General features: G+C 69.1%; 23 protein-coding genes and 1 pseudogene. 12 read left to right on the top strand and 12 right to left on the bottom strand.

What is annotated here, in order from left to right:
- Window positions 1–179: 179 nt before the first annotated feature.
- Window positions 180–518 (bottom strand): YegP family protein, encoded by a 339-nt coding sequence (locus IPG65_RS00205; protein WP_293187263.1) that lies wholly within the window; start codon window positions 516–518, stop codon window positions 180–182.
- Window positions 519–666: 148 nt separating this feature from the next.
- Window positions 667–1,821, bottom strand: a complete 1,155-nt coding sequence (gene rodA, locus IPG65_RS00200) for a rod shape-determining protein RodA (RefSeq protein WP_293187261.1) — start codon at window positions 1,819–1,821, stop codon at window positions 667–669.
- Window positions 1,822–1,860: 39 nt separating this feature from the next.
- Here rodA and IPG65_RS00195 point away from each other — a divergent pair, with 39 nt between their 5' ends.
- The 5 genes and pseudogenes from IPG65_RS00195 to ruvC all read left to right on the top strand — a co-directional run bounded on the left by IPG65_RS00195 (window position 1,861) and on the right by ruvC (window position 6,870).
- Entirely contained in the window at window positions 1,861–2,460 is a 600-nt protein-coding gene (locus IPG65_RS00195; RefSeq protein WP_293187259.1) for a YqiA/YcfP family alpha/beta fold hydrolase, read from the top strand.
- Between the two features lie 110 nt (window positions 2,461–2,570).
- Window positions 2,571–4,646, top strand: coding sequence for a ribonuclease catalytic domain-containing protein (locus IPG65_RS00190; RefSeq protein WP_293187257.1), 2,076 nt, complete (start codon window positions 2,571–2,573; stop codon window positions 4,644–4,646).
- Window positions 4,646–5,538 (top strand): annotated as a pseudogene (locus IPG65_RS00185) (TonB family protein). The gene IPG65_RS00190 and the pseudogene IPG65_RS00185 overlap by 1 nt, the downstream one beginning before the upstream one ends.
- A complete protein-coding gene (gene mtgA, locus IPG65_RS00180) occupies window positions 5,538–6,263 on the top strand; it encodes a monofunctional biosynthetic peptidoglycan transglycosylase (RefSeq protein ID WP_293187255.1) in 726 nt (241 codons plus the stop codon). Before IPG65_RS00185 ends, mtgA begins: the two are co-directional and overlap by 1 nt.
- Window positions 6,264–6,330: 67 nt before the next feature.
- The gene (ruvC, locus tag IPG65_RS00175) at window positions 6,331–6,870 is read left to right on the top strand and encodes a crossover junction endodeoxyribonuclease RuvC (RefSeq protein WP_293187253.1); all 540 of its coding nucleotides are present in this window, start codon (window positions 6,331–6,333) and stop codon (window positions 6,868–6,870) included.
- A 31-nt stretch (window positions 6,871–6,901) separates the two neighbouring features.
- Here the strand turns inward: ruvC and IPG65_RS00170 are convergent, their stop codons facing one another.
- Complete coding sequence (locus IPG65_RS00170) at window positions 6,902–7,894, bottom strand: GntR family transcriptional regulator (RefSeq protein ID WP_293187251.1); 993 nt, start codon at window positions 7,892–7,894, stop codon at window positions 6,902–6,904.
- A 124-nt stretch (window positions 7,895–8,018) separates the two neighbouring features.
- On the opposite strand from IPG65_RS00170, the gene IPG65_RS00165 reads away from it, so the two are divergent.
- From IPG65_RS00165 to IPG65_RS00135, 7 genes are all read left to right on the top strand, one after another.
- A complete protein-coding gene (locus IPG65_RS00165) occupies window positions 8,019–8,702 on the top strand; it encodes an amino acid ABC transporter permease (RefSeq protein WP_293187249.1) in 684 nt (227 codons plus the stop codon).
- A 12-nt stretch (window positions 8,703–8,714) separates the two neighbouring features.
- Window positions 8,715–9,359, top strand: coding sequence for an amino acid ABC transporter permease (locus IPG65_RS00160; RefSeq protein ID WP_293187247.1), 645 nt, complete (start codon window positions 8,715–8,717; stop codon window positions 9,357–9,359).
- Between the two features lie 15 nt (window positions 9,360–9,374).
- A complete protein-coding gene (locus tag IPG65_RS00155; protein ID WP_293187245.1) occupies window positions 9,375–10,109 on the top strand; it encodes an amino acid ABC transporter ATP-binding protein in 735 nt (244 codons plus the stop codon).
- A 40-nt stretch (window positions 10,110–10,149) separates the two neighbouring features.
- Window positions 10,150–10,947 carry a transporter substrate-binding domain-containing protein gene (locus IPG65_RS00150; protein ID WP_293187243.1) on the top strand — a complete coding sequence of 266 codons (798 nt, stop codon included), beginning with the start codon at window positions 10,150–10,152 and terminating at the stop codon, window positions 10,945–10,947.
- Window positions 10,948–10,960: 13 nt separating this feature from the next.
- Entirely contained in the window at window positions 10,961–12,484 is a 1,524-nt protein-coding gene (locus tag IPG65_RS00145) for a UxaA family hydrolase (protein ID WP_293187241.1), read from the top strand.
- Between the two features lie 12 nt (window positions 12,485–12,496).
- On the top strand, window positions 12,497–13,426 hold the full coding sequence (locus tag IPG65_RS00140; protein WP_293187239.1) for a dihydrodipicolinate synthase family protein: 930 nt from the start codon (window positions 12,497–12,499) through the stop codon (window positions 13,424–13,426).
- A 70-nt stretch (window positions 13,427–13,496) separates the two neighbouring features.
- On the top strand, window positions 13,497–14,945 hold the full coding sequence (locus IPG65_RS00135; protein ID WP_293187237.1) for an aldehyde dehydrogenase family protein: 1,449 nt from the start codon (window positions 13,497–13,499) through the stop codon (window positions 14,943–14,945).
- Between the two features lie 93 nt (window positions 14,946–15,038).
- Here the strand turns inward: IPG65_RS00135 and IPG65_RS00130 are convergent, their stop codons facing one another.
- The 9 genes from IPG65_RS00130 to IPG65_RS00090 form a co-directional block, all read right to left on the bottom strand.
- Window positions 15,039–15,215, bottom strand: coding sequence for a hypothetical protein (locus IPG65_RS00130; RefSeq protein ID WP_293187235.1), 177 nt, complete (start codon window positions 15,213–15,215; stop codon window positions 15,039–15,041).
- Window positions 15,216–15,237: 22 nt separating this feature from the next.
- Window positions 15,238–16,161: a UDP-3-O-acyl-N-acetylglucosamine deacetylase gene (gene lpxC, locus IPG65_RS00125; RefSeq protein WP_293187233.1), complete on the bottom strand. Its 924-nt coding sequence runs from the start codon at window positions 16,159–16,161 to the stop codon at window positions 15,238–15,240.
- A gap of 151 nt (window positions 16,162–16,312) precedes the next feature.
- Window positions 16,313–17,533, bottom strand: coding sequence for a cell division protein FtsZ (gene ftsZ, locus IPG65_RS00120; RefSeq protein WP_293187231.1), 1,221 nt, complete (start codon window positions 17,531–17,533; stop codon window positions 16,313–16,315).
- 156 nt (window positions 17,534–17,689) lie between these two features.
- Window positions 17,690–18,919 (bottom strand): cell division protein FtsA, encoded by a 1,230-nt coding sequence (ftsA, locus tag IPG65_RS00115; RefSeq protein ID WP_293187229.1) that lies wholly within the window; start codon window positions 18,917–18,919, stop codon window positions 17,690–17,692.
- 38 nt (window positions 18,920–18,957) lie between these two features.
- A complete protein-coding gene (locus tag IPG65_RS00110) occupies window positions 18,958–19,743 on the bottom strand; it encodes a cell division protein FtsQ/DivIB (RefSeq protein WP_293187227.1) in 786 nt (261 codons plus the stop codon).
- Window positions 19,740–20,717, bottom strand: a complete 978-nt coding sequence (locus IPG65_RS00105; protein ID WP_293187225.1) for a D-alanine--D-alanine ligase — start codon at window positions 20,715–20,717, stop codon at window positions 19,740–19,742. The genes IPG65_RS00110 and IPG65_RS00105 overlap by 4 nt, the downstream gene beginning before the upstream one ends.
- Before the next feature lie 10 nt (window positions 20,718–20,727).
- On the bottom strand, window positions 20,728–22,146 hold the full coding sequence (gene murC, locus IPG65_RS00100; protein ID WP_293187223.1) for a UDP-N-acetylmuramate--L-alanine ligase: 1,419 nt from the start codon (window positions 22,144–22,146) through the stop codon (window positions 20,728–20,730).
- On the bottom strand, window positions 22,143–23,216 hold the full coding sequence (gene murG, locus IPG65_RS00095) for an undecaprenyldiphospho-muramoylpentapeptide beta-N-acetylglucosaminyltransferase (RefSeq protein ID WP_293187221.1): 1,074 nt from the start codon (window positions 23,214–23,216) through the stop codon (window positions 22,143–22,145). Before murG ends, murC begins: the two co-directional genes overlap by 4 nt.
- On the bottom strand, window positions 23,213–23,512 hold a 300-nt coding region (locus tag IPG65_RS00090), incomplete at its 5' end, for an FtsW/RodA/SpoVE family cell cycle protein (RefSeq protein WP_293187219.1). The genes murG and IPG65_RS00090, both read right to left, overlap by 4 nt.

Raw genomic sequence — 23,512 nt, 5'->3', positions numbered from 1 at the left:
ACCTCGGGCGGTCGCGGAAAGGAAGTCACGCATGGTGGGCGAATCAGGGTGGGCCGATGGCATCGTAGGGCCGCGCGGGCCGGCGGCCTGTCGGACGGCAGCGCGACATCGCCCCGCCGCGCCCCGCCAGCGAGAAGGCCGCCCGGAGGCGGCCTTCAGGGCGGGAGCGGGGCCGGCCTTCAGGCCGCCGTCTGGTCGACCACCGCCGCGCCGGGGGCGTGGTTGACGCAGGACTGGATGCCGGCGTCGCGCGTGGCCTCGCTGGCGTACATCTGGCTCTGGCCGATGACCTGGCCATTGCCGGCCTTGAGCGTGAAATAGGGCGAACCGTCCTTGGCGCTCAGCTTGTCGTAGCGCGCGGCGTCGCCGCCGTTCTTCTTGACCGACTCGATGCCGTTCACCGCGCTGGCCTTGGCCTCGTACATCTCGCTGCTCAGGATCACCTGGCCGTTGCTGGCGAGCAGGGAAAAATAGAACTTGTCGTTCTTGGACTTCTTGAGTTCGAACTTGCCTGCCATGAAAACTCCATTTTTTGTGAGGGAAGCCAGCATGGCTGGCCGGCGCGCATTGTGCGCCCGTCGCGGCGGCAATTCAACCGCGCGGCCGCCCACCCGTGCATTCCTGCACGCCGGCGTGGCGGGCGCGCCGCGGTGCCGGCCGGCGCGGTCAGCTCTGCATCAGCCGCTTGGACTTGGCGATGGACATCAGCATGCCCAGCGCCAGCCCCAGCGTGACCAGGGCCGTGCCGCCGTAGCTGACGAAGGGCAGCGGCACGCCCACCACCGGCAGGATGCCGCTGACCATGCCCATGTTGACGAAGGCATAGGTGAAAAAGATCATGGTCACGCTGCCGGCCAGCAGCCGCGAAAACAGCGTGGGCCCCTCGGCGGCGATCATCAGGCCGCGGAAGATGAGGAAGATGAAGCCGGCGATCAGCGCCAGATTGCCGGCCAGGCCGAACTCCTCGGAGAAGGCGGCGAAGATGAAGTCGGTGGTGCGCTCGGGGATGAACTCCAGGTGCGTCTGCGTGCCCTGCATGAAGCCCTTGCCGTACAGCCCGCCCGAGCCGATGGCGATCATGCCCTGGATGATGTGGAAGCCCTTGCCCAGCGGGTCGCGCGTGGGGTCGAGCAGGGTGCACACGCGCTGGCGCTGGTACTCGTGCAACACCACCCAGTCCACGCCGTCGGCGCACAGCTCGGGCTCGTAGGCCATCACCAGCGCCACCACCAGCGCGCCGGCCAGCACCGGCGGCAACACCAGCTTCCAGGGCAGGCCGGCGAAGAAAATCACGGCCAGCCCGGCGGCCAGCACCAGCAGGGCGGTGCCCAGGTCGGGCTGCTTCATGATCAGCCCCACCGGCAGCGCCAGCAGTGCGAAGGCGGCCACGAAATCCAGCGGCCGCGTATGCCCCTCGCGGCGGTGGAACCACCAGGCCAGCATCAGCGGCGTGGCGATCTTCAGCAGCTCGCTGGGCTGGATCACCACGCCGACGTTGATCCAGCGCTGCGCGCCCTTCTTGGTGATGCCGAACAGCGCCACCGCCACCAGCAGCGCCACCCCCAGCGTGTACAGCGGCACGGCCAGGCTCATCAGCCGCTGCGGCGGCACCTGGGCGACGACGAGCATGATGCCGGCGGCCACCAGCATGTTGCGGCCGTGGTCGGCGAAGCGCGTGCCGTGGTCGAACCCCGACGAGTACATGGCCAGCAGCCCCGCGCCCGCCAACAGCAGCACGGCCAGCGCCAGCAGCAGGTCGAACCCGCGCAGCAGCGGCCACGCGCGCTGCAACAAGGAGGATTTTTCGAACACCACGGACATGGGCGGGATTATCCGCGCCGACTGCCGTAGCATGGCCGCATGACGACGACGCACCTGCTCTACCTGCACGGCTTCCGCTCCTCGCCGCAGTCGGCCAAGGCGCGCCTGATGGCCGCGCGGGTGCAGGCCGCCCACCCCGGCGTGCGCTGGTGGTGCCCGCAACTGCCGCCCTCGCCGCGCGCGGCCGCCGGCCTGATCGCCGACGGCATCGCCGGCTGGCCGCGCGGGCGCATGGCGGTGGTGGGCTCGTCGCTGGGCGGCTTCTACGCCACCTGGGTGGCCGAGCGCCAGGGTTGCCGCGCCGTGGTGCTGAACCCGGCCGTCGATCCGGCGCGCGACCTGGCGGCCCACATCGGCGAGCAGGTCGCCTGGCACGACCCGGCCGAGCGCTTCTTCTTCCGCCCCGAGTACGTGGATGAACTGCACGCGCTGCAGGCCGGCCCGCTGGCCGACCCGGCGCGCTACCTGGCCGTCATCGCGAAAGGCGACGAGCTGCTGGACTGGCGCGAGATGGCCGCGCGCTACCAGGGCGCCCGCCTGCGCGTGCTGGAGGGCGGCGACCACGCGCTGTCGGACTTCGCGCGGCACCTGGACGAGGTGCTGGCCTTCCTGGACCTCGCGGGCCCCGATAACTCCTGATTTAATAGCTATTGACACAGTACCCGCACTGGCTAGAACCCGATTTGGCTTGAAATCCAGCCCTGCTCGCCCGGCCGCCGGCGGCGTTGGTGGGACAATCGCCCTCCTCCATGCATGTACTTTTCGACGAGGCGGGCAAATTCCTGGCCGGCCGCATTCTTTCCGAGGCCGACGCCTCGGCCCAGGTGGAACTGGACTCGGGCAAGCGCCTGAAGGTGAAGGCCGCCAACCAGTTGCTGCGCTTCGACAAGCCCGCGCCGGCCGAGTTGCTGGCCCAGGCCCAGGCCCAGGCGGCCGAGATCGACCCGGCGCTGGCCTGGGAATTCGCGCCCGAGGACGAGTTCGGCTTCGCCGTGCTGGCGCGGGACTACTTTGGCGACGCCCCCACGGTGGCGCAGCAGGCGGCGGCGCTGATCGCGCTGCACGAGGCGCCGCACTACTTCCGCCGCGCCGGCAAGGGGCGCTTCCGCAAGGCACCGGCCGACGTGGTGGCGCAGGCGCTGGCCGCGATCGAGAAGAAGAAGCAGATCGCCGCCCAAATCGCCGCCTGGGCCGATGAGCTGGCCCAGGGCCAGTGCCCGGCGCCGATCCGCGAGCAGCTCTACAAGATCCTGTTCCGGCCCGACAAGAACGCGCCCGAGTACAAGGCCGTGGTCGAGGCCGCGCGCGCCACGCAGCAGGCGCCGCTGGCGCTGCTCACGCGCGCCGGAGCCATCGCCTCGGCCTACCAGTTCCACTGGCAGCGCTTCCTGTTCGAGAACTTCCCCAAGGGCACGGGCTTCCCGGCGCTGCAGGCGCCCGCCATCGCCGAGGAGCTGCCGCTGGCCGACGTGCAGGCCTACTCCATCGACGACTCGCAGACCACCGAGATCGACGACGCGCTGTCGCTGCGGGGCCTGGGCACGGGCACGGTCGTGCTGGGCATCCACATCGCCGCGCCGGGCCTCGCCATCCAGCCCGGCGACGCGCTGGACGAGCTGGGCCGCGCGCGCCTGTCCACCGTGTACATGCCCGGCTACAAGATCACCATGCTGCCCGACGAGGTGGTGCAGGCCTACACCCTGTCCGAGGGGCGCGCGGCGCCGGCGGTGTCGCTGTACGTCACCCTGGACGAGGCCAGCCTGGAGATCCAGGCCAGCGAGACGCGCCTGGAGCGCGTGCCCATCGCCGCCAACCTGCGCCACGACCAGCTCGACGCGCTGGTCACCGCCGAGTGGCTGGAAGGCGGCGAGGATTTGAATGAAAACGAGCTCCAGCCCCCGACCATACAGCGTGAGCAGCTCTCATTTTTATACCGCCTGGCCCGCCACCTGAAAGCCCGGCGCGAACAGGTGCGCGGCAAGCCGGAAACCTTCAACCGCCCCGACTACAACTTCCGGCTGGCCGGACACGACGGCGGCGTGCCGACGGGCGACGAGCAGGTAGCTATCACCACCCGCCAGCGCGGCGCGCCGCTGGACCTGATCGTGGCCGAGGCCATGATCCTGGCCAACAGCACCTGGGGCCAGTGGCTGGCCAGCCTGGGCGTGCCAGCCATCTACCGCAGCCAAGCCAGCCTGGCGCCGGGCGTGAAGGTGCGCATGGGCGCCAAGGCGCTGCCGCACGCCGGCATCGGCGTGCCCAGCTACGCCTGGAGCACCTCGCCGCTGCGGCGCTACGTCGATCTGGTGAACCAGTGGCAGATCATCGCCTGTGCGCGCCACGGCAAGACGGCGGCGCTGGCCGCGCCCTTCAAGCCCCGGGACGCGCAGCTGTTCGCCATCATCAGCGCCTTCGACGCCGCGTACACGGCGTACAACGGGCACCAGGCCAGCATGGAGCGCTTCTGGACCTTGCAGTACCTGCGCCAGCACGGCATCACCGAGCTGACCGCCAGCCTGATCAAGGAGCAGCCCGGCGGCGCCTGGCTGGTGCGCGCCGACGATCTGCCGCTGGTCTTCACCGTGCTGGGCGCGCAGGGCCTGCCGCGCGGCACGCGGGTGCGCGTGAAGCTGGGCGAGATCGACGCCATCGCCCTGGACGTGCGCGGCACGGTGCTGGACGTGTTGCAGGCCGAGCCCGTCGGCGTCGGCGCGCCCGCCCCCACGCCCGACGAGGACGACGAGGAATCCGCCGCCGGCCCGCTCACCATCGCCGTGGACGTGGGCGAAGCCGAGGGCGCCAGCGCCGACAATCCGGCGCCGTGATGCCGCGATATCTCCCGTCGCTGTCCGTCCTGCAGTGGGCGCTGGCCGCCTCCGTGCTGCTGCACGCGGTGCTGCTGACGGTGCGCTTCGTCGATCCGGAGGGCTTGCGGCGCGTGTTCCATCAGAGCACGCTCGACGTCGTGCTGGTCAACGCCAAGTCCGACGAGAAGCCCCGGAAGGCCCAGGCCATCGCCCAGCACAGCCTGGCCGGCGGCGGCGGCGCGGAGGGCCCGCGCCTGGTCAGCACGCCGCTGCCGCCCAGCCTGCGCGACGCCAGCGGCGACGCGGCCATCGACCAGAACCAGCGCCAGATCGACCACATGCAGCAGCAGCAGGAGCTGCTGCTGGCCCAGGTGCGCCAGCAGCTCGCGGCCCTCCCCAAGCCCGACCCGCGCCGCGACAGCAGCGACCCCGACGCCCGCGCCCAGGCAAAACGCCGCCAGCAACTGGCCAGCTGCTGGCCGCCATCGAGAAGCGCGTGGAGGAAGAGAACACGCGCCCGCGCAAGCGCTACCTCAGCCCCGCCACCCTGGGCACCACCTACGCGCAGTACTACGACGACATGCGCCGCAAGATCGAGGCGCGCGGCACGCAGAACTTCCCCCACGTGGCCGGCCACAAGCTGTACGGCGAACTGCTGATGGCCCTGCTCATCAACCACGACGGCCGCATCCTGGACGCGCGCGTGGTGCAGGGCTCGGGCAACCGCATCCTCGACCGCCTGGCCGAGGCCATCGCCCAGGCGGCGGCGCCGTTCGGCCTCTTCACCGCGGCCATGCGCCGGGACACCGACCAGTTCGACGTGACGGCGCGCTTTCGCTTCACGCACGAGCAGACGCTGGAGACCATGCTGCAGGCCGGCGCGCCGGGCGCCGCCAGGAGCGCGCGCTGATGCGGACGCTGCGCAACGGGGTGCTGCTGGCGCTGGCCGCGGCGCTGGCGCTGCAGCTTTTCTTCATCGGCCGCATCGCGCTGATGGCGGTGCTGGCCCCGCAGTCCACCACCTTCGAGCGCTCGGAGGCCTGGCGCTTGGCGCTGGGCGGCGAGCTGCGCTGGCGCCAGGACTGGCGCGGCTACGCGCAGATCTCCGACCACCTCAAGCGCGCCGTCATCGCGTCGGAGGACGACAGCTTCGCCAGCCACGAGGGCGTGGACTGGGAAGCGATCGAGAAAGCCTGGGAGCGCAACGCCAAGGCCGAGGAAGCCGCCGCCCAGCGCGCCGCGCAGAACCGGCCCACGCCGCCCATCCGCATCCGCGGCGGCTCCACCATCACCCAGCAACTGGCCAAGAACCTGCTGCTCTCCGGCGAGCGCACGCTGCTGCGCAAGGGGCAGGAGCTGGTGCTGGCCTACGCGCTGGAGCAACTGCTGAGCAAGCGCCGCATCCTGGAGATCTACCTCAACCACGTCGAATGGGGCGCCGGCGTGTTCGGCGCCGAAGCCGCCGCGCAGCACTACTTCAGGAAGAGCGCCGCCCAGCTCAGCGCCTGGGAAGCAGCCCGCCTGGCGGTGATGCTGCCGCGCCCGCGCTACTTCGAGCAGCGCCCCCGGTCGGCCTACCTGAACCACCGCACGGCCACCATCGTCGCCCGCATGCGGCGCGCCGAGCTGCCATGATCATTTCATGCCATTTCGGCCTTCAGCCCGCACCTGCATTGTGCCGGCAGCTATATAAACAGAAGCAATGAGAATCCTCGGCATCGACCCCGGCCTGCGCACCACGGGCTTCGGCGTGCTCGATGCCGAGGGCGCGCAGTTGCGCTACGTCGCCAGCGGCGTGATCCAGACCACGGCGGCCGCCCAGGGCGACCTGCCCGCGCGGCTGAAGCTGCTGTTCGACGGCATCCGCGAGTTGGCGGCGCGCTACCAGCCCGAGGCGGCGTCGGTCGAGATCGTCTTCGTCAACGTCAACCCGCAGGCCACCCTGCTGCTGGGCCAGGCGCGCGGCGCCTGCGTGACGGCGCTGGTGTCGTGCGGGCTGCCGGTGGCCGAATACACCGCGCTGCAAATGAAGCAGGCCGTCGCCGGCCACGGCAAGGCCGCCAAGGCGCAGGTGCAGGCGATGGTGCAGCGCCTGCTGCAGTTGCCCGCCGCGCCGCGCCCCGACGCGGCCGACGCGCTGGGCTTGGCCATCACCCACGCGCACGCCGGCCCCGCCATCGCGCGCCTGCACGCGGCGGGGCTGGCGCGCACCACCGGCAGCATGTACCGGCGCGGGCGCTGAGTTCTCGAGATTGGCCTTGATCGCTGCGCTGCTACGCCGCGTAGCCGATGCGCGGCACGCGCATGTGGCTGCGTACGTAGGCGGCGCGCTGCGTCACCTTGTCGCAGGAGACTTCCAGGTGCCGCCGCAACAGTGACTGGGCCTGGGCCGCGTCGCCTTGCGCCACGGCTTGCAGCACGGCCATGTGCTCGGCCATGAACGGGTCTTCCGCGGGCATGGGCGCAGCGGCACCCAGCACGTGCTTGCTCAGCGTGAGGATGCAGCGCGTGCGGGGCAAACTCTCCAGGATGGCGGGGTTGGCGCAATACGACAGCAAGTCGATGTGCAGATCGCGCTCCAGCCGATCCAGCTCGGCGCGCTGCACCTTGGGGTAGGCTCTGGCGGCGCGTTGCAGGCGGCGGACCATGGGCTGCACTTCCTCGGGCGGAATGGCGCGGGCGGCGCTGGCCAGCGCCGCGGGCTCCAGAAGCAGGCGCAGCTCGTACAGGTCGCCGATGCGCTTGCTGTCCAGCGCAATCACCGTCCAACGCGAGCGCTCGTCCTTGGCGACCAGGCCCAAGGCCTCGGCATGCACCAGCACGTCGCGCGCCACCATGCGGCCCACGTTGAAGTGGCGGGCCAGCTCGATTTCGTTGATGCGGTAGGCGCCAAAGACCGACAGGTGCACGATGCTCTGCTCCACGCCGTGGTACAGCGCCTCCCACCCTGGGGCCTTGCGCACCGGCTCATCGGTGGCGGCCACGCCAAGCATGTCCCCCGTGAGCGCGATGCGCTGGGGCTGCGTGCCCGCGCCGCCCGCCACCAGGCCCCGGCCTTCGAAGCGCGAGACGTGGCCCTGCGCCTCCAGCTCGCGCAGCGCCTGCCGCACGGGCGTGCGCGTGACACCCAGCAAGTCGGCCACATGCCCCTCGAGCAGGACCGCGCCCGCCGGCAGCGCGCCGGTGCGCAGCGCGTTGGCCAGCACCTGGGTGATGCGTGCGTACAGCGGCTGGCCAGGGGCAGATTCGGTGGACTGGGACTTCATGGTGGCGATCCTACGGGCTGCGCCCCAATCGCGATGGTGAATTCGGGAAAACCATAATGACCTCTGCCTTCATAAGTCATTACATTGCCCTTTGCCAGCAATAAACATTCACAAAACCACCACGATGGACTACCAGTTCGACTTCAGTTTTCTGAGCGACCACTGGCCCGCGCTGCTGTCGGGCCTGTTCTCCACGCTGCGCATGGCGGTGTTCACCATCGTGCTGGGCTTCATCGTGGGCACGGTGCTGGCCGTGGCGCGCACGCAGGGGTCGCCGTGGATGCGCCGGGCCGTCACGGCGTATGTGGACGTCGTCCGCAACACGCCGCTGGTGATCCAGGCGTTCTGGCTGTTCTTCGGGCTGGCGGCCATCCAGCTCAAGGTGCCCGCGCTGATGGCGGCGGTGATCGCGCTGACGATCAACGTGTCCGCCTACACCACCGAAATCATGCGCGCGGGCATCGAGTCGATTCCGCGCGGACAACTCGAAGCGGCGGAATGCCTGGGCATGTCGCGCTCGAAGATGCTGCGCCTGGTCATCCTGCCGCAGGCGGCCGAGCGCATGTACCCGGCGCTGATCAGCCAGTTCGTTTTGATGATGCTGGCCACGTCGATCATGTCGCAAATCTCGGTGGAAGAGCTGACCTCGGCAGGCTACATCATCCAGTCCGAGACTTTCCGCGGCTTCGAGATCTACCTGGTGGTGGCCGCGCTGTACCTGGTGCTGTCGTGGCTGCTGCGGCTGGGCATGGCTGGAGTGGCCATGCTGGCTTTCGAGCGCCGCCGCAAGCTCAAGACCCCTTTGTGAAAGGCCGCCACCATGTCGGGCATTTCGATCGACCAGATTGGTTTCATCTTCAAGGGCGCGGGCTGGACGCTGGTGCTCTCGGCGCTGGGCTTCATTGGCGGCGCGGTGATCGGCCTGCCGCTCGCGCTGGCGCGCAGCCGGGGGGCGCGCTGGCTGCGCGGCGTCACGGGTGCTTACGTGCAGTTGATCCAAGGCGTTCCGCTGCCCGTGATCATGTTCCTGGCGTACTTCGGCATCAGCATCGCAGGCTTTGATTTGCCCAGCCTGGTGGCCGCGGGACTGGCGATGACAGCCTATTCCAGCGCCTATCTGGGCGAGATCTGGAAAGGCTGCATCCAGGCCGTGTCCAAGACACAGTGGGAAGCTGCGGAGTGCCTGGCCCTCACACCCTGGCAGCGCGCGGTGTACGTCATCCTGCCGCAGGCGGCGCGCATCGCCGTGGCGCCCACCGTGGGGTTTCTGGTGCAGATCGTGAAGAACTCGTCCTACGCGGTGGTGATCGGCTTCTTCGACCTGACGTATTCAGCCCGTGTGGTCAACAACTCCACGTTCGCGCCCTTCACGGTGTTCAGCCTCGCGGCGGTGCTGTATTTCGCCATTTGCTACCCACTGTCGATGCTGTCATACCGGCTCGAAAAGAAGCTGGCGCGCCGCTAATCCACGGAGACATTCATGAGCAACAACGAGATCGTGCGCTTCGACAACGTGCGCAAGTCCTATGGCGACACGCAGATCCTCAAGGGCGTGAGCTTCACCGTGAAGCCCGGCCAGGTGGTGGCGCTGATTGGCCGCAGCGGCTCGGGCAAGACCACGGCGCTGCGCTGCATCAACGGGTTGGAGACCATCCAGGGCGGCGAGCTGCACGTGTGCGGCCGGGCCATGCACACGGGCAAGGTCGATCTGCTCGGATTGCGGCAAGAAGTGGGCATCGTCTTCCAGAGCTACAACCTGTTCCCCCACCTCACGGTGCTGCAGAACGTGACGCTCGCGCCGCGCAAGGTGAAGGGCGTTCCCGCCGCCGAGGCCGAAACGATAGCGCTGCAGATGCTCACCAAGGTGGGCTTGCATGAGCGCGCGAACTACTACCCCGAGCAGCTTTCCGGCGGCATGCAGCAGCGCGCGGCCATCGCCCGTTCGCTTGCCATGCAGCCGCAGTTGATGCTGTTCGACGAGGTCACTTCCGCGCTCGACCCCGAGCTCACGGGCGAGGTGCTGCGCGTGATCGAAGGGCTGGCCAAGGACGGCATGACCATGGTGCTGGTCACGCACGAAATGGCCTTCGCGCGCCAGGTGGCCAGCCAGATCCTGTTCATGAACCAGGGCGTGGTGTGGGAGCAGGGCGACGGCTCCATGCTCCAGAACCCGCGCACGCCGGAGTTGCAGCAGTTCGTATCCAGCGGCCTTTGAATCCAATTCCGCCCCCATCCACAACCCACAGGAGCCCCCGATGAACCCTCTCCGCCGCCATGCCCTGGCCGCCATCGCCGCCGTGTGCGCAGCCGCCGCCTTGCCTGTCCACGCCGACACGCTGGACACCATCAAGCAGCGCAAGAAGATCCTGATCGCCGTGGACATCGGCGCGCCGCCGTACGGCATGATCGACGCGCAGGCCAAGCAGGTCGGCTCCGACGTGGAGGCCGCGCACCTGCTTGCCAAGGATCTGGGCGTGGCGCTGGAGATCGTGCCCGTCAACGGCCCCAACCGAGTGCCCTTCCTGCTGAGCAAGAAGGCCGACGTGGTGATGGCCTCGTTCTCCATCACCGACGAGCGCAAGAAGGTCATCAACTTCTCCGAACCCTACGGCGTGGTGCCCGTGGTGGTCGGCGGCCCTGCGGGCGCGAAGGTGGAAGGCTTCAAGGACTTGTCGGGCAAGTCCGTGGCCGTGACGCGCGGCACCACGTCGGACATGGAGCTGACGCGCGGCACCAAGGAGGTGCCGGGTGTCACCATCGTGCGCTACGAGGACGACGCCACCACCAACACCGCCGTCTCCACCGGCCAGCAGGACTACCTGGCCGCCGCGCCCAGCGTGATTCCCGCCGTGAAGAAGGCCAACCCTTCGCGCGACATCGTCAACAAATTCACCATGAAAGCCTACCCCTACGGCATCGGCCTGCGCAAGGACGACGCGGCGCTCAAAAGCTGGCTGGACGGGTGGGTGAAAACCAACCTCAAGAACGGCAAATTCAACGAAATCTACACACGCTATTTCGGCATGTCGCTGCCTGCGGAAATGCTGAAGTGAAGGGACGGATGCCATGACGCTCGTGATCCGCCTGCACCCGCAGGACGACGTGGTGATATCGCTGGGGCAACTGGTCTCCGGCACGGTGCTGGAAACCGAGGAGGTGACCGTCGCCGGACTCGTCCCTCCCGGCCACAAGGTGGCGACGCGCGCCATCGCGGCGGGCGAGGCCGTGCGGCGCTATGGGCAGATCATCGGCTTTGCCAGCCAGCCCATCCGCCCCGGCCAGCACGTGCACGTGCACAACCTCGCCATGGGCGACTTCGCGCGCGACTATGCCTACGGGCAGGACGCACGCCCCACGCCCCTGGCGCAGCCGCCCGCCACCTTCCAGGGCATCGTCCGCGCCGATGGCCGCGTGGCCACGCGCAACTACATCGGCATCCTGACCAGCGTGAACTGCTCGGCCACCGTGGCCCGCGCCATTGCCGACCACTTTCGCCGCGACATCCACCCCGAGGCACTGGCCGACTACCCCAACGTGGACGGTGTGGTGGCCCTGACCCATGGCACCGGCTGTGCGATGGACTCCCAGGGCGAAGGCCTGGCCGTGCTGCAGCGCACGCTGGGCGGTTACGCCTGCCACCCCAACTTCGCGAGCCTGCTGGTCATCGGCCTGGGCTGCGAAACCAACCAGATTTCGCGCCTGCTCGAAACCCAGGGGCTGCAAAGCAGCGACCACCTGCACGCCTTCACCATCCAGGACACGGGCGGCACCACCAAGACCATCGCGCACGGCATCGAGCTGATCCGCCAGATGCTGCCCGCCGCCAACGCGGTGCGCCGCCAGACCGTGCCCGCCAGCCACATCACCGTGGGCTTGCAATGCGGCGGGTCGGACGGCTATTCGGGCATCTCGGCCAACCCCGTGCTGGGCGCGGCGGTGGACTTGCTGGTGCAGCACGGCGGCACGGCCATCCTGAGCGAGACGCCCGAAATCTACGGCGCGGAGCACCTGCTCACGCGCCGCGCGCAGACGCCCGAGGTGGGCCGCAAGCTCATCAACCGCATCCGCTGGTGGGAGGACTACTGCGCGCGCAACAGCGCCTCGATGGACAACAACCCCTCGGCGGGCAACAAGGCGGGCGGCCTGACCACGGTGCTCGAAAAGTCGCTCGGCGGCATCGCCAAGGCCGGCTCCACCAACCTGATGGACGTGTACGAATACGCCCAGCCCGTGCGCGCCAAGGGCCTGGTGTTCATGGACACGCCGGGCTATGACCCCATCTCGGCCACGGGCCAGGTGGCGGGCGGCGCGAACCTGATCTGCTTCACCACCGGGCGCGGCTCGGCCTACGGCTGCGCGCCCGCGCCCTCGTACAAGCTGGCGACCAACACCGCGCTGTGGGAGCGCCAGAGCGACGACATGGACTTGAACTGCGGCCACATCCTGGAAGGCACGCATGGCATCCAGGAGCTGGGCGCCATCCTGTTCCAGAACCTGCTGGCCACCGCATCGGGCCAGCGCTCGCGCAGCGAAATCCACGGCTACGGACAGCAGGAATTCGTGCCCTGGCAGCTCAGCGTCATCACTTGAGGTTTTCACCCCATGCCCGGACTTTCCAACCCGCGCTATCGCGGCATCTTCCCCGTCGTGCCCACCACGTTCCACGAGGACGGCACGCTCGACCTGGCGAGCCAGAAGCGCTGCCTGGACTTCATGATCGCCTGTGGCGTCGATGGCCTGTGCATCCTGGCCAACTTCTCCGAACAGTTCCTGGTCTCGGACGAGGAGCGCGAAATCCTCACGCGCACATCGCTGGAACACGTGGCGGGCCGCGTGCCCGTGATCGTGACCACCACGCACACCAGCTCCAAGGTCTGCGCCGAGCGCAGCCGCCGCGCGCAGGACATGGGCGCGGCGATGGTCATGGTGATGCCGCCGTACCACGGCGCCACCTTCCGCTTTGGCGAGGCCGCCATTGAGGCGTTCTACCAATCGGTATCCGACGCGATCGGCATCCCCATCATGGTCCAGGACGCGCCCGCCGCGGGCACGCCGTTGTCCATGCCGTTCCTGGCCAGGATGGCGCAGGAGATCGAGCAGGTCAGCTACTTCAAGATGGAAACGGCCGGCGCGGCCAACAAGCTGCGCGAACTCATCGCCCTGGGTGGCGAAGCCATCGAAGGCCCGTGGGACGGCGAGGAAGCCATCACCCTGCTGGCCGACCTCGAAGCGGGTGCCACCGGCGCGATGACCGGCGGCGGCTTTGCCGACGGCATCCGCCCCATCATCGAAGCGCACCGCAGCGGCGACAAGGACAAGGCCTTTGAGCAATACCAGCGCTGGCTGCCGCTCATCAACCACGAGAACCGGCAGGCCGGCTTCCTGGCCGCCAAGGCGCTGATGAAGGCGGGCGGCGTCATTGCCTGCGAAGCCCCGCGCGCGCCCTGGCCACCGATGCACCCGCAGACGCGCAGCCAGTTGCTCGACATCGCGCGCCGGTTGGATCCGCTGGTGCTGCGCTGGGCCAAGTGAATATTTTTCAAGCCAAATTGGCATCCAGCCCTTGTGCATAAATAGCTTACAGCTATTAATTTAGTAGCAAATGACACAACACGACAACCTCATCAACGGTCAGTGGGTGCCTGGCAAGGCCTACGCCCCCAACCTCAACCCCAGCGACCTGTCCGATGTCGTGGGCGAATACGTCCAGGGCGATGCTGCCGACGTGGATGCCGCCGTGGCCGCCGCGAAGGCCGCTTTCCCTGCGTGGAGCACCTCCGGCATCCAGGCGCGCTCCGATGCGCTGGACAAGATCGGCACCGAAATCCTGGCTCGCAGGGAGGAACTCGGGGAGCTGCTGGCGCGTGAAGAAGGCAAGGTGCGCGCCGAGGCCATTGGCGAAGTCATGCGCGCCGGGCAGATCTTCAAGTTCTTCGCCGGCGAATGCCTGCGCCTGGCGGGCGAGACGGTTCCGTCGGTACGCCCCGGCATCGGCGTGGAGGTCACGCGCGAGCCCATCGGCGTGGTGGGCCTGATCACGCCCTGGAACTTCCCCATCGCCATTCCAGCCTGGAAGATCGCCCCGGCGCTGGCCTTCGGCAACTGCGTGGTCATCAAGCCGGCCGACCTGGTGCCGGGCAGCGCCTGGGCGCTGGCGGACATCATCCACCGCAGCGGGATCCCTGCCGGCGTGTTCAACCTGGTCATGGGCCGGGGGCGTGTGATCGGCGAAGCGCTGGTCAACCACCCCGGCGTGGCGGCGATCAGCTTCACCGGCTCGGTGGGTGTGGGCCGGGGGATTGCTGCGGCCTGCGTGGCATCGGGCAAGAAGGTGCAGTTGGAGATGGGCGGCAAGAACCCGCAGGTGGTGCTGGACGATGCCGATTTGAAGCAGGCCGTGGAACTGAGCGCGCAAAGCTGCTTCTATTCCACGGGCCAGCGCTGCACGGCGTCGAGCCGCATCATCGTCACCGACAAGATCTATCCCGCATTCGTCGAAGCGCTGAAGGTTCGCATCGAGGCCATCAAGGTCGGGGCGGCGCTGGCCGCTGGCACGGACATGGGGCCGGTGGTCAGCCAGGGGCAACTGGAGCAAGACCTCTCTTATGTGGAGATCGGCAAGGCCGAGGGTGGCAACCTGGTCAGCGGCGGCAGCCGCATCGCCTGCCACACGGGCAGCGGCCATGAGGGTTACTTCATGGCGCCGGCGCTGTTTGCCGATACCGTGCCGGCCATGCGCATCAACCGCGAGGAGATCTTCGGGCCGGTGGCCAGCGTGATCCGCGTGAAGGACTACGAGGAGGCGCTGCACGTGGCCAATGACACGGAGTTCGGCCTCTCCGCGGGCATTGCCACGACGAGCCTGAAGTACGCCACGCACTTCAAGCGCCATGCGCAGGCGGGCATGGTGATGGTGAACCTGCCGACGGCGGGGGTGGACTACCACGTGCCTTTTGGGGGGCGCAAGGGCTCCAGCTACGGGCCGCGCGAGCAGGGACGCTATGCCCAGGAGTTCTTCACCACCGTCAAGACAGCCTACACGCTGGCCTGATCGCGCACCGGCCGCCGACCGTCACGGGCAGAACCAAATTGGCCTCAAGACCGCGCCATTACTTCGGAATTAGCTATTATTTTTGCATCAACCTCAGAGCACCCGCTCGGCGATCAGCACCGCGAAGAAGCCCAGCGCCGCCAGGATCGTCCACTTGAGCACGACCCAGCCGAAGTGCCGGTAGCGCGGCTGGCCGGTGGCGGCGTAGAAGGCAAAGCTGACGCCGGCCGCCAGCAGGCACAGCAGGATCAGCCAGCGGAACAGCAGCATGGCGCCCCGCCTGCCCCGGGCGCTACCAGGCGCGCGCCAGTTGCGCGAAGCCGGTGGGCGCCTGCCGCTCGTCCTCGAAGGTGACCAGCTCGTAGGCGTCGGGCCGGGCCAGCAGCTCGCGCAGCAGCCGGTTGTTGAGCGCGTGGCCGGAGCGGAAGGCGCTGTAGGCGGCCAGCATGGGCCGACCCACGCAGTACAGGTCGCCGATGGCGTCCAGGATCTTGTGCTTGGCGAACTCCTCGGCGTAGCGCAGGCCGTCGGCGTTGAGCACCTTGGTGTCGTCCATGACGATAGCGTTGTCCAGCCCGCCGCCCAGGGCCAGGCCGTTGGCGCGCATCATCTCCACGTCCTTGCTGAAGGCGAAGGTGCGGGCGCGGGCGATGTCGCGGCTGTAGCGGCCCGAGCCCATGTCGAACTCGACGCGCTGCCCGGTGGAATCGACCGCCGGGTGCTGGAAGTCGATCTCGAAGCTGAGCGTGAAGCCGTGGTGCGGCATGAGAAGCGCCCACTTGAGCTGGTCGCCCTCGCCTTCGCGCACCTCGACGGGCTGGGTGATCCGCAGGAACTTGCGAGGCGCGTTCTGCAACTCGATGCCGGCGCTCTGCAGCAGGTAGACGAAGGACGAGGCCGAGCCGTCGAGGATGGGCACTTCCTCGGCCGTGATGTCGATGTACAGGTTGTCCAGCCCCAGGCCGGCGCAGGCCGACATGAGGTGCTCCACCGTGCGCACCTTGGCATCGCCCGCCGACAGGGTGGAGGCCAGCCGCGTGTCGGTGACCGACAGCGCGCCGACGGGAATGTCGACCGGCTCGGGCAGGTCGATGCGGCGGAACACGATGCCGGTGTCCGGCAGCGCGGGCCGCAGCGTCAACTCGACCCGCTCACCGCTGTGCAGGCCGACGCCGACGGCGCGCGTGAGCGACTTCAGAGTGCGTTGCGAAAGCATAGCCCCGCATTTTAGGTTTTCCCTCCCGCGGGTGCCCGCCACCCTCCGCGGCGCACCGAACCGAAAGAAACCAAAGGCCTCGAAGCAGGCCACGCCAGCGACCGCCGCGGCCCGGCTCGGCCGGGCAGCGAATGGAGCCTGGGGCCGGACGTCAGTCCGCTTGCTTGCGCAGGAATGCCGGGATCTCGAAGTCGTCCATGCCGCCCGAGGACAGCGCATCCACCTTGGCCGCGGCCTGGGTGCGGTTGGTGCGCCACACGCTGGGCACGGCCATGTTGCCGTAGTCCGGCCCCGCGCCGGCGCCGCCGTGGCCGGCGACCGCGTGGTTCATCGCGGACACGGCGAAGGGCACGTTGTCGGTGCCGGTGCGAAGGCCGCCCACCACCACGGTGATCGGCTGGCGGCGCACGCCCTGGCGCGACAGACCCGTGGCCACCACGGTGACACGGATGCTGTCACCCAGCGTGTCGTCGTAGGCGGCGCCGTAGATCACGTGCGCGTCGGGCGAGGCGTAGGCGCGGATGGTGTTCATGGCTTCCTTCGACTCGCTCAGCCTGAGCGAGCCCTTGGCGGCCGTGACCAGCACCAGCACGCCCTTGGCGCCCGACAGGTCGATGCCTTCCAGCAGCGGGCAGGCCACGGCCTGCTCGGCGGCGATGCGGGCGCGGTCGGGGCCGTTGGCGGCGGCGGTGCCCATCATGGCCTTGCCGGGCTCGCCCATCACGGTGCGCACGTCCTCGAAGTCGACGTTGACGTGGCCGTACTCGTTGATGATCTCGGCGATGCCGCCGACGGCGTTCTTGAGCACGTCGTTGGCATGGGCGAACGCCTCTTCCTGCGTGATCTCGTCGCCCAGCACCTCCAGCAGCTTCTCGTTCAGCACCACGATCAGCGAATCGACGTTGGCCTCCAGCTCGGCCAGGCCGGCCTCGGCGTTGGTGATGCGGCGCCCGCCCTCCCAGTCGAAGGGCTTGGTGACCACGCCGACGGTGAGGATGCCCATGTCCTTGGCGATGCGCGCGATCACCGGCGCGGCGCCAGTGCCGGTGCCACCGCCCATGCCGGCGGTGATGAACAGCATGTGCGCGCCGCGGATGGCCTGGCGGATGTCGTCGGCGGCGGCCTCGGCGGCCTCGCGGCCCTTGTCGGGCTTGCTGCCGGCGCCCAGGCCGGTGGTGCCGAGCTGGATCGCCGACGCCGCCTGGGTGCGGGTGAGGGCCTGCGCATCGGTGTTGGCGCAGATGAACTCCACGCCCTGCACGTGGCGGGCGATCATGTGGTCGACCGCATTGCTGCCGCCGCCGCCCACGCCGATCACCTTGATGTGGGTGCCGGAGTTGAATGCCTCTGTCTCAATCATCTCGATGCTCATGATGTACTCCTGGTTTGCCTGCAGTTGCCTTGGATGGAACGGTTCTTGGTATTCGTGAAAGCATGGCCCGAGGCGCCGCCTCATGAAGGCGGCCCGGTAACGGGCCAGGCGGCGGTATCGGGCGGACGAGGGCGTAGAGGGTGGGCAGGGACATGGTCAGAAGTTCCCGACGATGAAATCCTTGAAGCGGCCGAACGCCGACTTCACGCCGCTGGTCTTCTGCGCCACCTTGAAGCCGCGCAGCCGCGCCTGGCGCGCCTCTTCCATCAGCCCCATCACGGTAGCGGCGCGCGGCTGCGCCACCATGTCGGACAGGGCACGCGAGTACTTGGGCACGCCGCGCCGCACGGGCTTGAGAAAGATGTCCTCGCCCAGCTCGACCATGCCCGCCATCACCGCGCTGCCGCCGGTCAGCACCACGCCGGAGGACAGCACCTCCTCGTAGCCCGACTCGCGGATCACCTGCTGCACCAGCGAGAAGATCTCCTCCACGCGCGGCTCGATCACGCCGGCCAGCGCCTGCCTGGACAGCATGCGCGGCGTGCGGTCGCCCAGGCCGGGCACCTCGACCTGGGTGTCGGCGTCGGCCAGCAACTGCTTGGCGCAGCCGTTGGCGACCTTGATGTCCTCGGCGTCCATGGTCGGGGTGCGCAGCGCCATGGCGATGTCGCTGGTGATGAGGTCGCCCGCGATCGGGATCACCGCCGTGTGGCGGATCGAGCCGCCGGTGAAGATGGCCACGTCGGTGGTGCCGGCGCCAATGTCCACGCAGGCCACGCCCAGTTCGCGTTCGTCGTCGGTCAGCACCGCCTGGCTGGAGGCCAGCGGGTTGAGCAGCAGTTGATCGACGTCGAGGCCGCAGCGGCGCACGCACTTGATGATGTTCTCGGCCGCGCTCTGGGCCCCGGTCACGATGTGGACCTTGGCCTCCAGGCGCATGCCGCTCATGCCCACGGGCTCGCGCACGTCCTGGCCGTCGATGACGAACTCCTGCGGCTCGACCAGCAGCAGGCGCTGGTCGCTGGAGATGTTGATGGCCTTGGCGGTCTCGACCACGCGCGTGACGTCGGCGGGCGAGACCTCCTTGTCCTTGACCGCCACCATGCCGCTGGAATTGATGCCGCGGATGTGGCTGCCCGTGATGCCGGTGTAGACGCGGCCGATCTTGCAATCGGCCATCAGCTCGGCTTCCTTCAGCGCCTGCTGGATGCTGGCCACGGTGGCGTCGATGTTGACGACCACGCCGCGCTTCAGGCCGTTGCTGGGCGCGATCCCCAGTCCAGCGAGCTTCAGGTCGCCGCCGGGCAGCACTTCGCCGACCACCACCATGATCTTGGCGGTGCCGATATCGAGCCCGACGATCAGATCCTTGTACTCTTTTGCCATTGGGTCACCAGTCGCTCTGTGTTCTTCTCGTTGCGGGGTCAGCGCTGGGCCGCGCCGTCGGCGCGCATCGTGCTCACGCCGCGCAGGCGCAGCGCGTAGCCGCCGGCGTGACGCAGGTCGGCCGATTCGAGGGCGTCCACCGCACGCTGGTGCCGCGCCGCCACCTCCCTCACCGTCCCCACGAATTGCGTCAGGCGGGCGGCCAGTTCCTCCGGCGCGCCCTGACCCAGTTCGATCACCCCGCCCTGGTCCATCTCGGCGCGCCAGTGGCCGCGCGACTGCAGCTGCAGCTGCGCGATGCGCCGGTCCAGGGGCCTGACCAGCGGATCCAGCAGCCGGTGCATCGCCAGCACCTGGGCCGCCTGGCCGTCCGGCCCGATGAGCGTGGGCATGCCGTCGTCGTCCTCGTCGGCGCCGCCGACCTCGAACACCTCGCCGGCGTCGTTGACCAGGTGCGTGTCGTCGTCGCCCCAGCGTGCCACGGGCACGTGCTCCTGCAGGCGCACGGTCAGCCGGTTCGGGAACTCGCGCTGCACCGCGGCGTGGCGAACCCAGGGCACGGACTGGAAGGCCGCCTGCGTCGCCGCCAGGTCGAGCGTGAAGAAGTTACCCGACAGCCGCGGCGCCACGCCCGCGCGCAGGCTGGCGGCGCTGTTGTGCGCGGTGTCGCCGGTGACCGTGATCTGTTCGATGGCGAAGGTGGGGCTGCGCAGCGCCCACCCCAGCGCCGCGGCGGCGCAGGCCAGCAGCAGGCCGCACGCGAGCAGGGCCGTGGTCAGGTTCATCAGCCTGACGTCCATCGGCAGCGGCAGGGCGGCGTTCATGCGCACGCGCCCCCTGCTGGCGCGCAGTCGAGCGCGGCGGCCGCCAGCACGCGCAGGCACAGCTCCTCGTAGTCCATGCCGGCGGCGCGCGCCGACATGGGCACCAGCGAGTGCGAGGTCATGCCGGGCGAGGTGTTCATCTCCAGCAGGAAGGGCTTGCGGTCAGCCGCGCGGACCATCAGGTCGGCCCGGCCCCAACCGCGGCAGCCCAGCGTGTGGTACGCCGCCAGGGTGAGGCGGCGGATCTCCTGCTCCAGCGCGTCCGGCAGGCCGGCCGGGCAGTGGTACTTCACGTCGTCGGTGAAATACTTGTTCTGGTAGTCGTAGGCGCCCTCGGGCGCGGCGATGCGCACCACCGGCAGGGCGACCGCATCGAGGCCGCTGCCGAGGACGGCGCAGGTCACTTCCTCGCCTTCGATGAACTCCTCGCACAGCACGTCGGCGTCGTAGCGCGCCGACAGCTTCACCGCGTCCTGCATCTCCGAATGGCCGCGCACCTTGGTCACGCCGATGGACGAGCCCTCGCGCGGCGGCTTGACGATCAGCGGCAGACCCAGCACGTCGGGCACGACGCGCACCTGCTCGGGCGACTGCTGGTCAAAGGCCAGGCGCACGTACCTCGGCGTGGGCAGGCCGTCGGCCTGCCAGAGGCGCTTGGTCATCACCTTGTCCATCGCCACGCTGGAGGCCATGACGCCCGAGCCGGTGTAGGGAATGCCCAGCAGTTCCAGCGCGCCCTGCACCGTGCCGTCCTCGCCATGGCGGCCATGCAGCACGATGAAGCAGCGCGCGAAGCCCTGGCGCCTCAGCTCGTCCAACGGCTGCGCGGCCGGATCGAAGGCGTGCGCATCGACGCCGCACGCGCGCAAGGCGGCCAGCACGCCCTGGCCGGACATCAGCGACACCTCGCGCTCGGCCGACTGCCCCCCCATCAGGACGGCGACTTTTCCGAATTGAACGCTTTGTTGCTGCATGGTGAATGATTCAGCCGGGATTATGCTCAGTTTTTTGTAGCATTTCAACGATTTTTGCCGGCACGCCACCGATGGAGCCAGCGCCCATGCACATCACCACGTCGCCATCGCGCGCCTGGTCGATGACCTGCCGCGGCAGGTCAGCCACGTTGTCGATGAAGAGCGGCTCCACCCTGCCGGCGACGCGCAGCGCGCGCGCCAGCGAGCGGCCATCGGCCGCCACCACGGGCGCCTCGCCCGCCGCGTACACCTCGGTCAGCAGTACCGCATCGGCGTGGCCGATGACCTTGACGAAATCCTCGAAGCAGTCGCGCGTGCGGCTGTAGCGGTGCGGCTGGAAAGCCAGCACCAGGCGCCGGCCGGGGAAGGCGCCGCGCGCGGCGGCCAGCGTGGCCGCCATCTCCACGGGGTGGTGGCCGTAGTCGTCGATCACCGTGAACGTGCCACCGCCCTGGGCAGGCAGGTCGCCGTAGTGCTGGAAGCGCCGGCCCACGCCCTTGAACCCCGCCAGCGCGCGCTGCACGGCGTCGTCGGGGATGTTGAGTTCCACCGCGACGGCGATGGCCGACAGCGCGTTGAGCACGTTGTGCTCGCCCGCGAGGTTGAGCGTGACTTGAAGGTCGGGCAGCGTGACGCCGTTGCGCCGCTGCACGGTGAAGCGCATCTGCCCGGCATCGGCCCGCACGCCGATGGCGCGCACCTGGGCGCCTTCGGAGAAGCCGTAGCTGGTGATGGGACAGGTGACGCTGGGCACGATCTCGCGCACGGCGGGGCTGTCGATGCACAGGATGGCCGTGCCGTAGAACGGCATGCGGTGCAGGAAATCCACGAACGCGCCCTTGAGCCGGCCGAAGTCGTGGCCGTAGGTCTCCATGTGGTCGGCGTCGATGTTGGTGACGACAGCCATCACGGGCAGCAGGTTCAAGAACGAGGCGTCGGATTCGTCCGCCTCGACCACGATGTAGTCGCCGCTGCCCAGCTTGGCGTTGGCGCCCGCGCTGTTCAGGCGGCCGCCGATCACGAAGGTCGGGTCCAGCCCTGCCTCGGCCAGCACGCTGGTGACGAGGCTGGTGGTGGTCGTCTTGCCGTGCGTGCCCGCGATGGCGATGCCCTGCTTGAGGCGCATCAGCTCGGCCAGCATCAGCGCGCGCGGCACCACGGGGATCTTTTTCTCACGCGCGGCCAGCACCTCGGGGTTGTCGGCCCGCACCGCCGTGGAGGTGACCACCGCGTCAGCCCCCTCGATGTGCGCCGCCGTATGGCCCAGGCACGTCTTGATGCCCAGGCCCTGCAGCCGTCGCAGCGCGGCGCTGTCGGCCAGGTCGGAGCCGGAAATGGTGTAGCCCAGGTTGTGCAGCACCTCGGCGATGCCGCTCATGCCCGCGCCGCCCAGGCCGACGAAATGGATGTGCCGGATGGCGTGCTTCATGCGGCCAGCTCCTCGCAGGCGGCGACGATCTCCCGCGTGGCGGTCAGTTTTTGAAGGTTTTTGGCCTTTTGCCCGCACTGGACAAGGGCATGTCGCTCTGTATTTTGTAGCATTTCCATCAATTTGCGGGGCGTCAGCTCGCCCTGCGGGATCAGCCAGCCCGCGCCCTGGTCGACCAGGAAGCGCGCGTTGGTGGTCTGGTGGTCGTCCACCGCGTGCGGGAAGGGCACGAACAGCGCCGCAGCGCCGATGGCCGCGATCTCGGTCACCGTGGTCGCGCCGGCGCGGCAGATCACCAGGTCGGCCTCGGCGTAGGCGCGCGCCATGTCGTCGATGAAGGGCAGCAGCGTCGCCTCGACGCCCGCCGCCCGGTAGTGGGCGCGCAGGGTGTCGATCTGCCTGGCGCCGCTCTGGTGCGTGACGATCGGGCGCTGGCCTGCCGGCAGCAGCGCCAGCGCCTGCGGCACCACCTCGTTCAGCGCCTGGGCGCCCAGGCTGCCGCCCACCACCAGCACGCGCAGCGGACCGCCGCGGCCGGCGAAGCGGGCGGCGGGCTCGGGGTATTGGGCGAACTCCGCGCGCAGCGGGTTGCCCACCCATTGCACGCGGCGCGCCCTGGGCAGCACGCCCGGAAACGCGGTGAAGACGCGGTCGGCGATGCCCGCCAGCACCTTGTTGGCCATGCCGGCGACCGAGTTCTGCTCGTGCAGCACCAGCGGCTTGTTCAGCGCCACGCCCATCAGTCCGCCGGGGAAGGTGATGTAGCCGCCCAGGCCCACCAGCACGTCGGGCTTCACGCGGCGGATCACCCCGATGCTCCGCGCGAAGGCCCGCAGCAGGCGCAGCGGCAGCAGTGCCAGCGTCAGCGCGCCCTTGCCGCGCACGCCGCCGAACGCCACCGCCTCGAAGGGATAGCCGCGCGGCGGCACCAGTTGCTGCTCCATGCTGCCGGGCGCGCCCAGCCAATGCACGCGCCAGCCGCGCTCGCGCAGGGCGTCGGCGACGGCGAGGCCCGGGAAGATGTGCCCGCCCGTGCCCCCAGCCATGACCAAGGCGCATCTCTGCGTCATGCCCGCCCTCCCCGCATGAGCTGGCGGTTCTCCACATCGACCCGCAGCACGATGGCGATGGCCACCAGGTTGGCCATGATGGCCGAACCGCCGTAGCTCATGAACGGCAGCGTCAGCCCCTTGGTGGGCAGCGCGCCCAGGTTCACGCCGATGTTGATGAAGGCCTGGAAGCCCAGCCACAGGCCGATGCCCTGCGCCACCAGGCCCGAGAACACGCGGTCCAGCGCGATCGCCTGGCGGCCGATGTGCATGATGCGCCGCGTCAGCCACAGGAACAGGAAGATCACGCAGATCAG

The organism is Ottowia sp., assembly GCF_016703145.1.
Classification (GTDB): Bacteria; Pseudomonadota; Gammaproteobacteria; order Burkholderiales; family Burkholderiaceae_C; genus Ottowia.
This window is presented reverse-complemented; position numbering and strand designations above follow the sequence as displayed.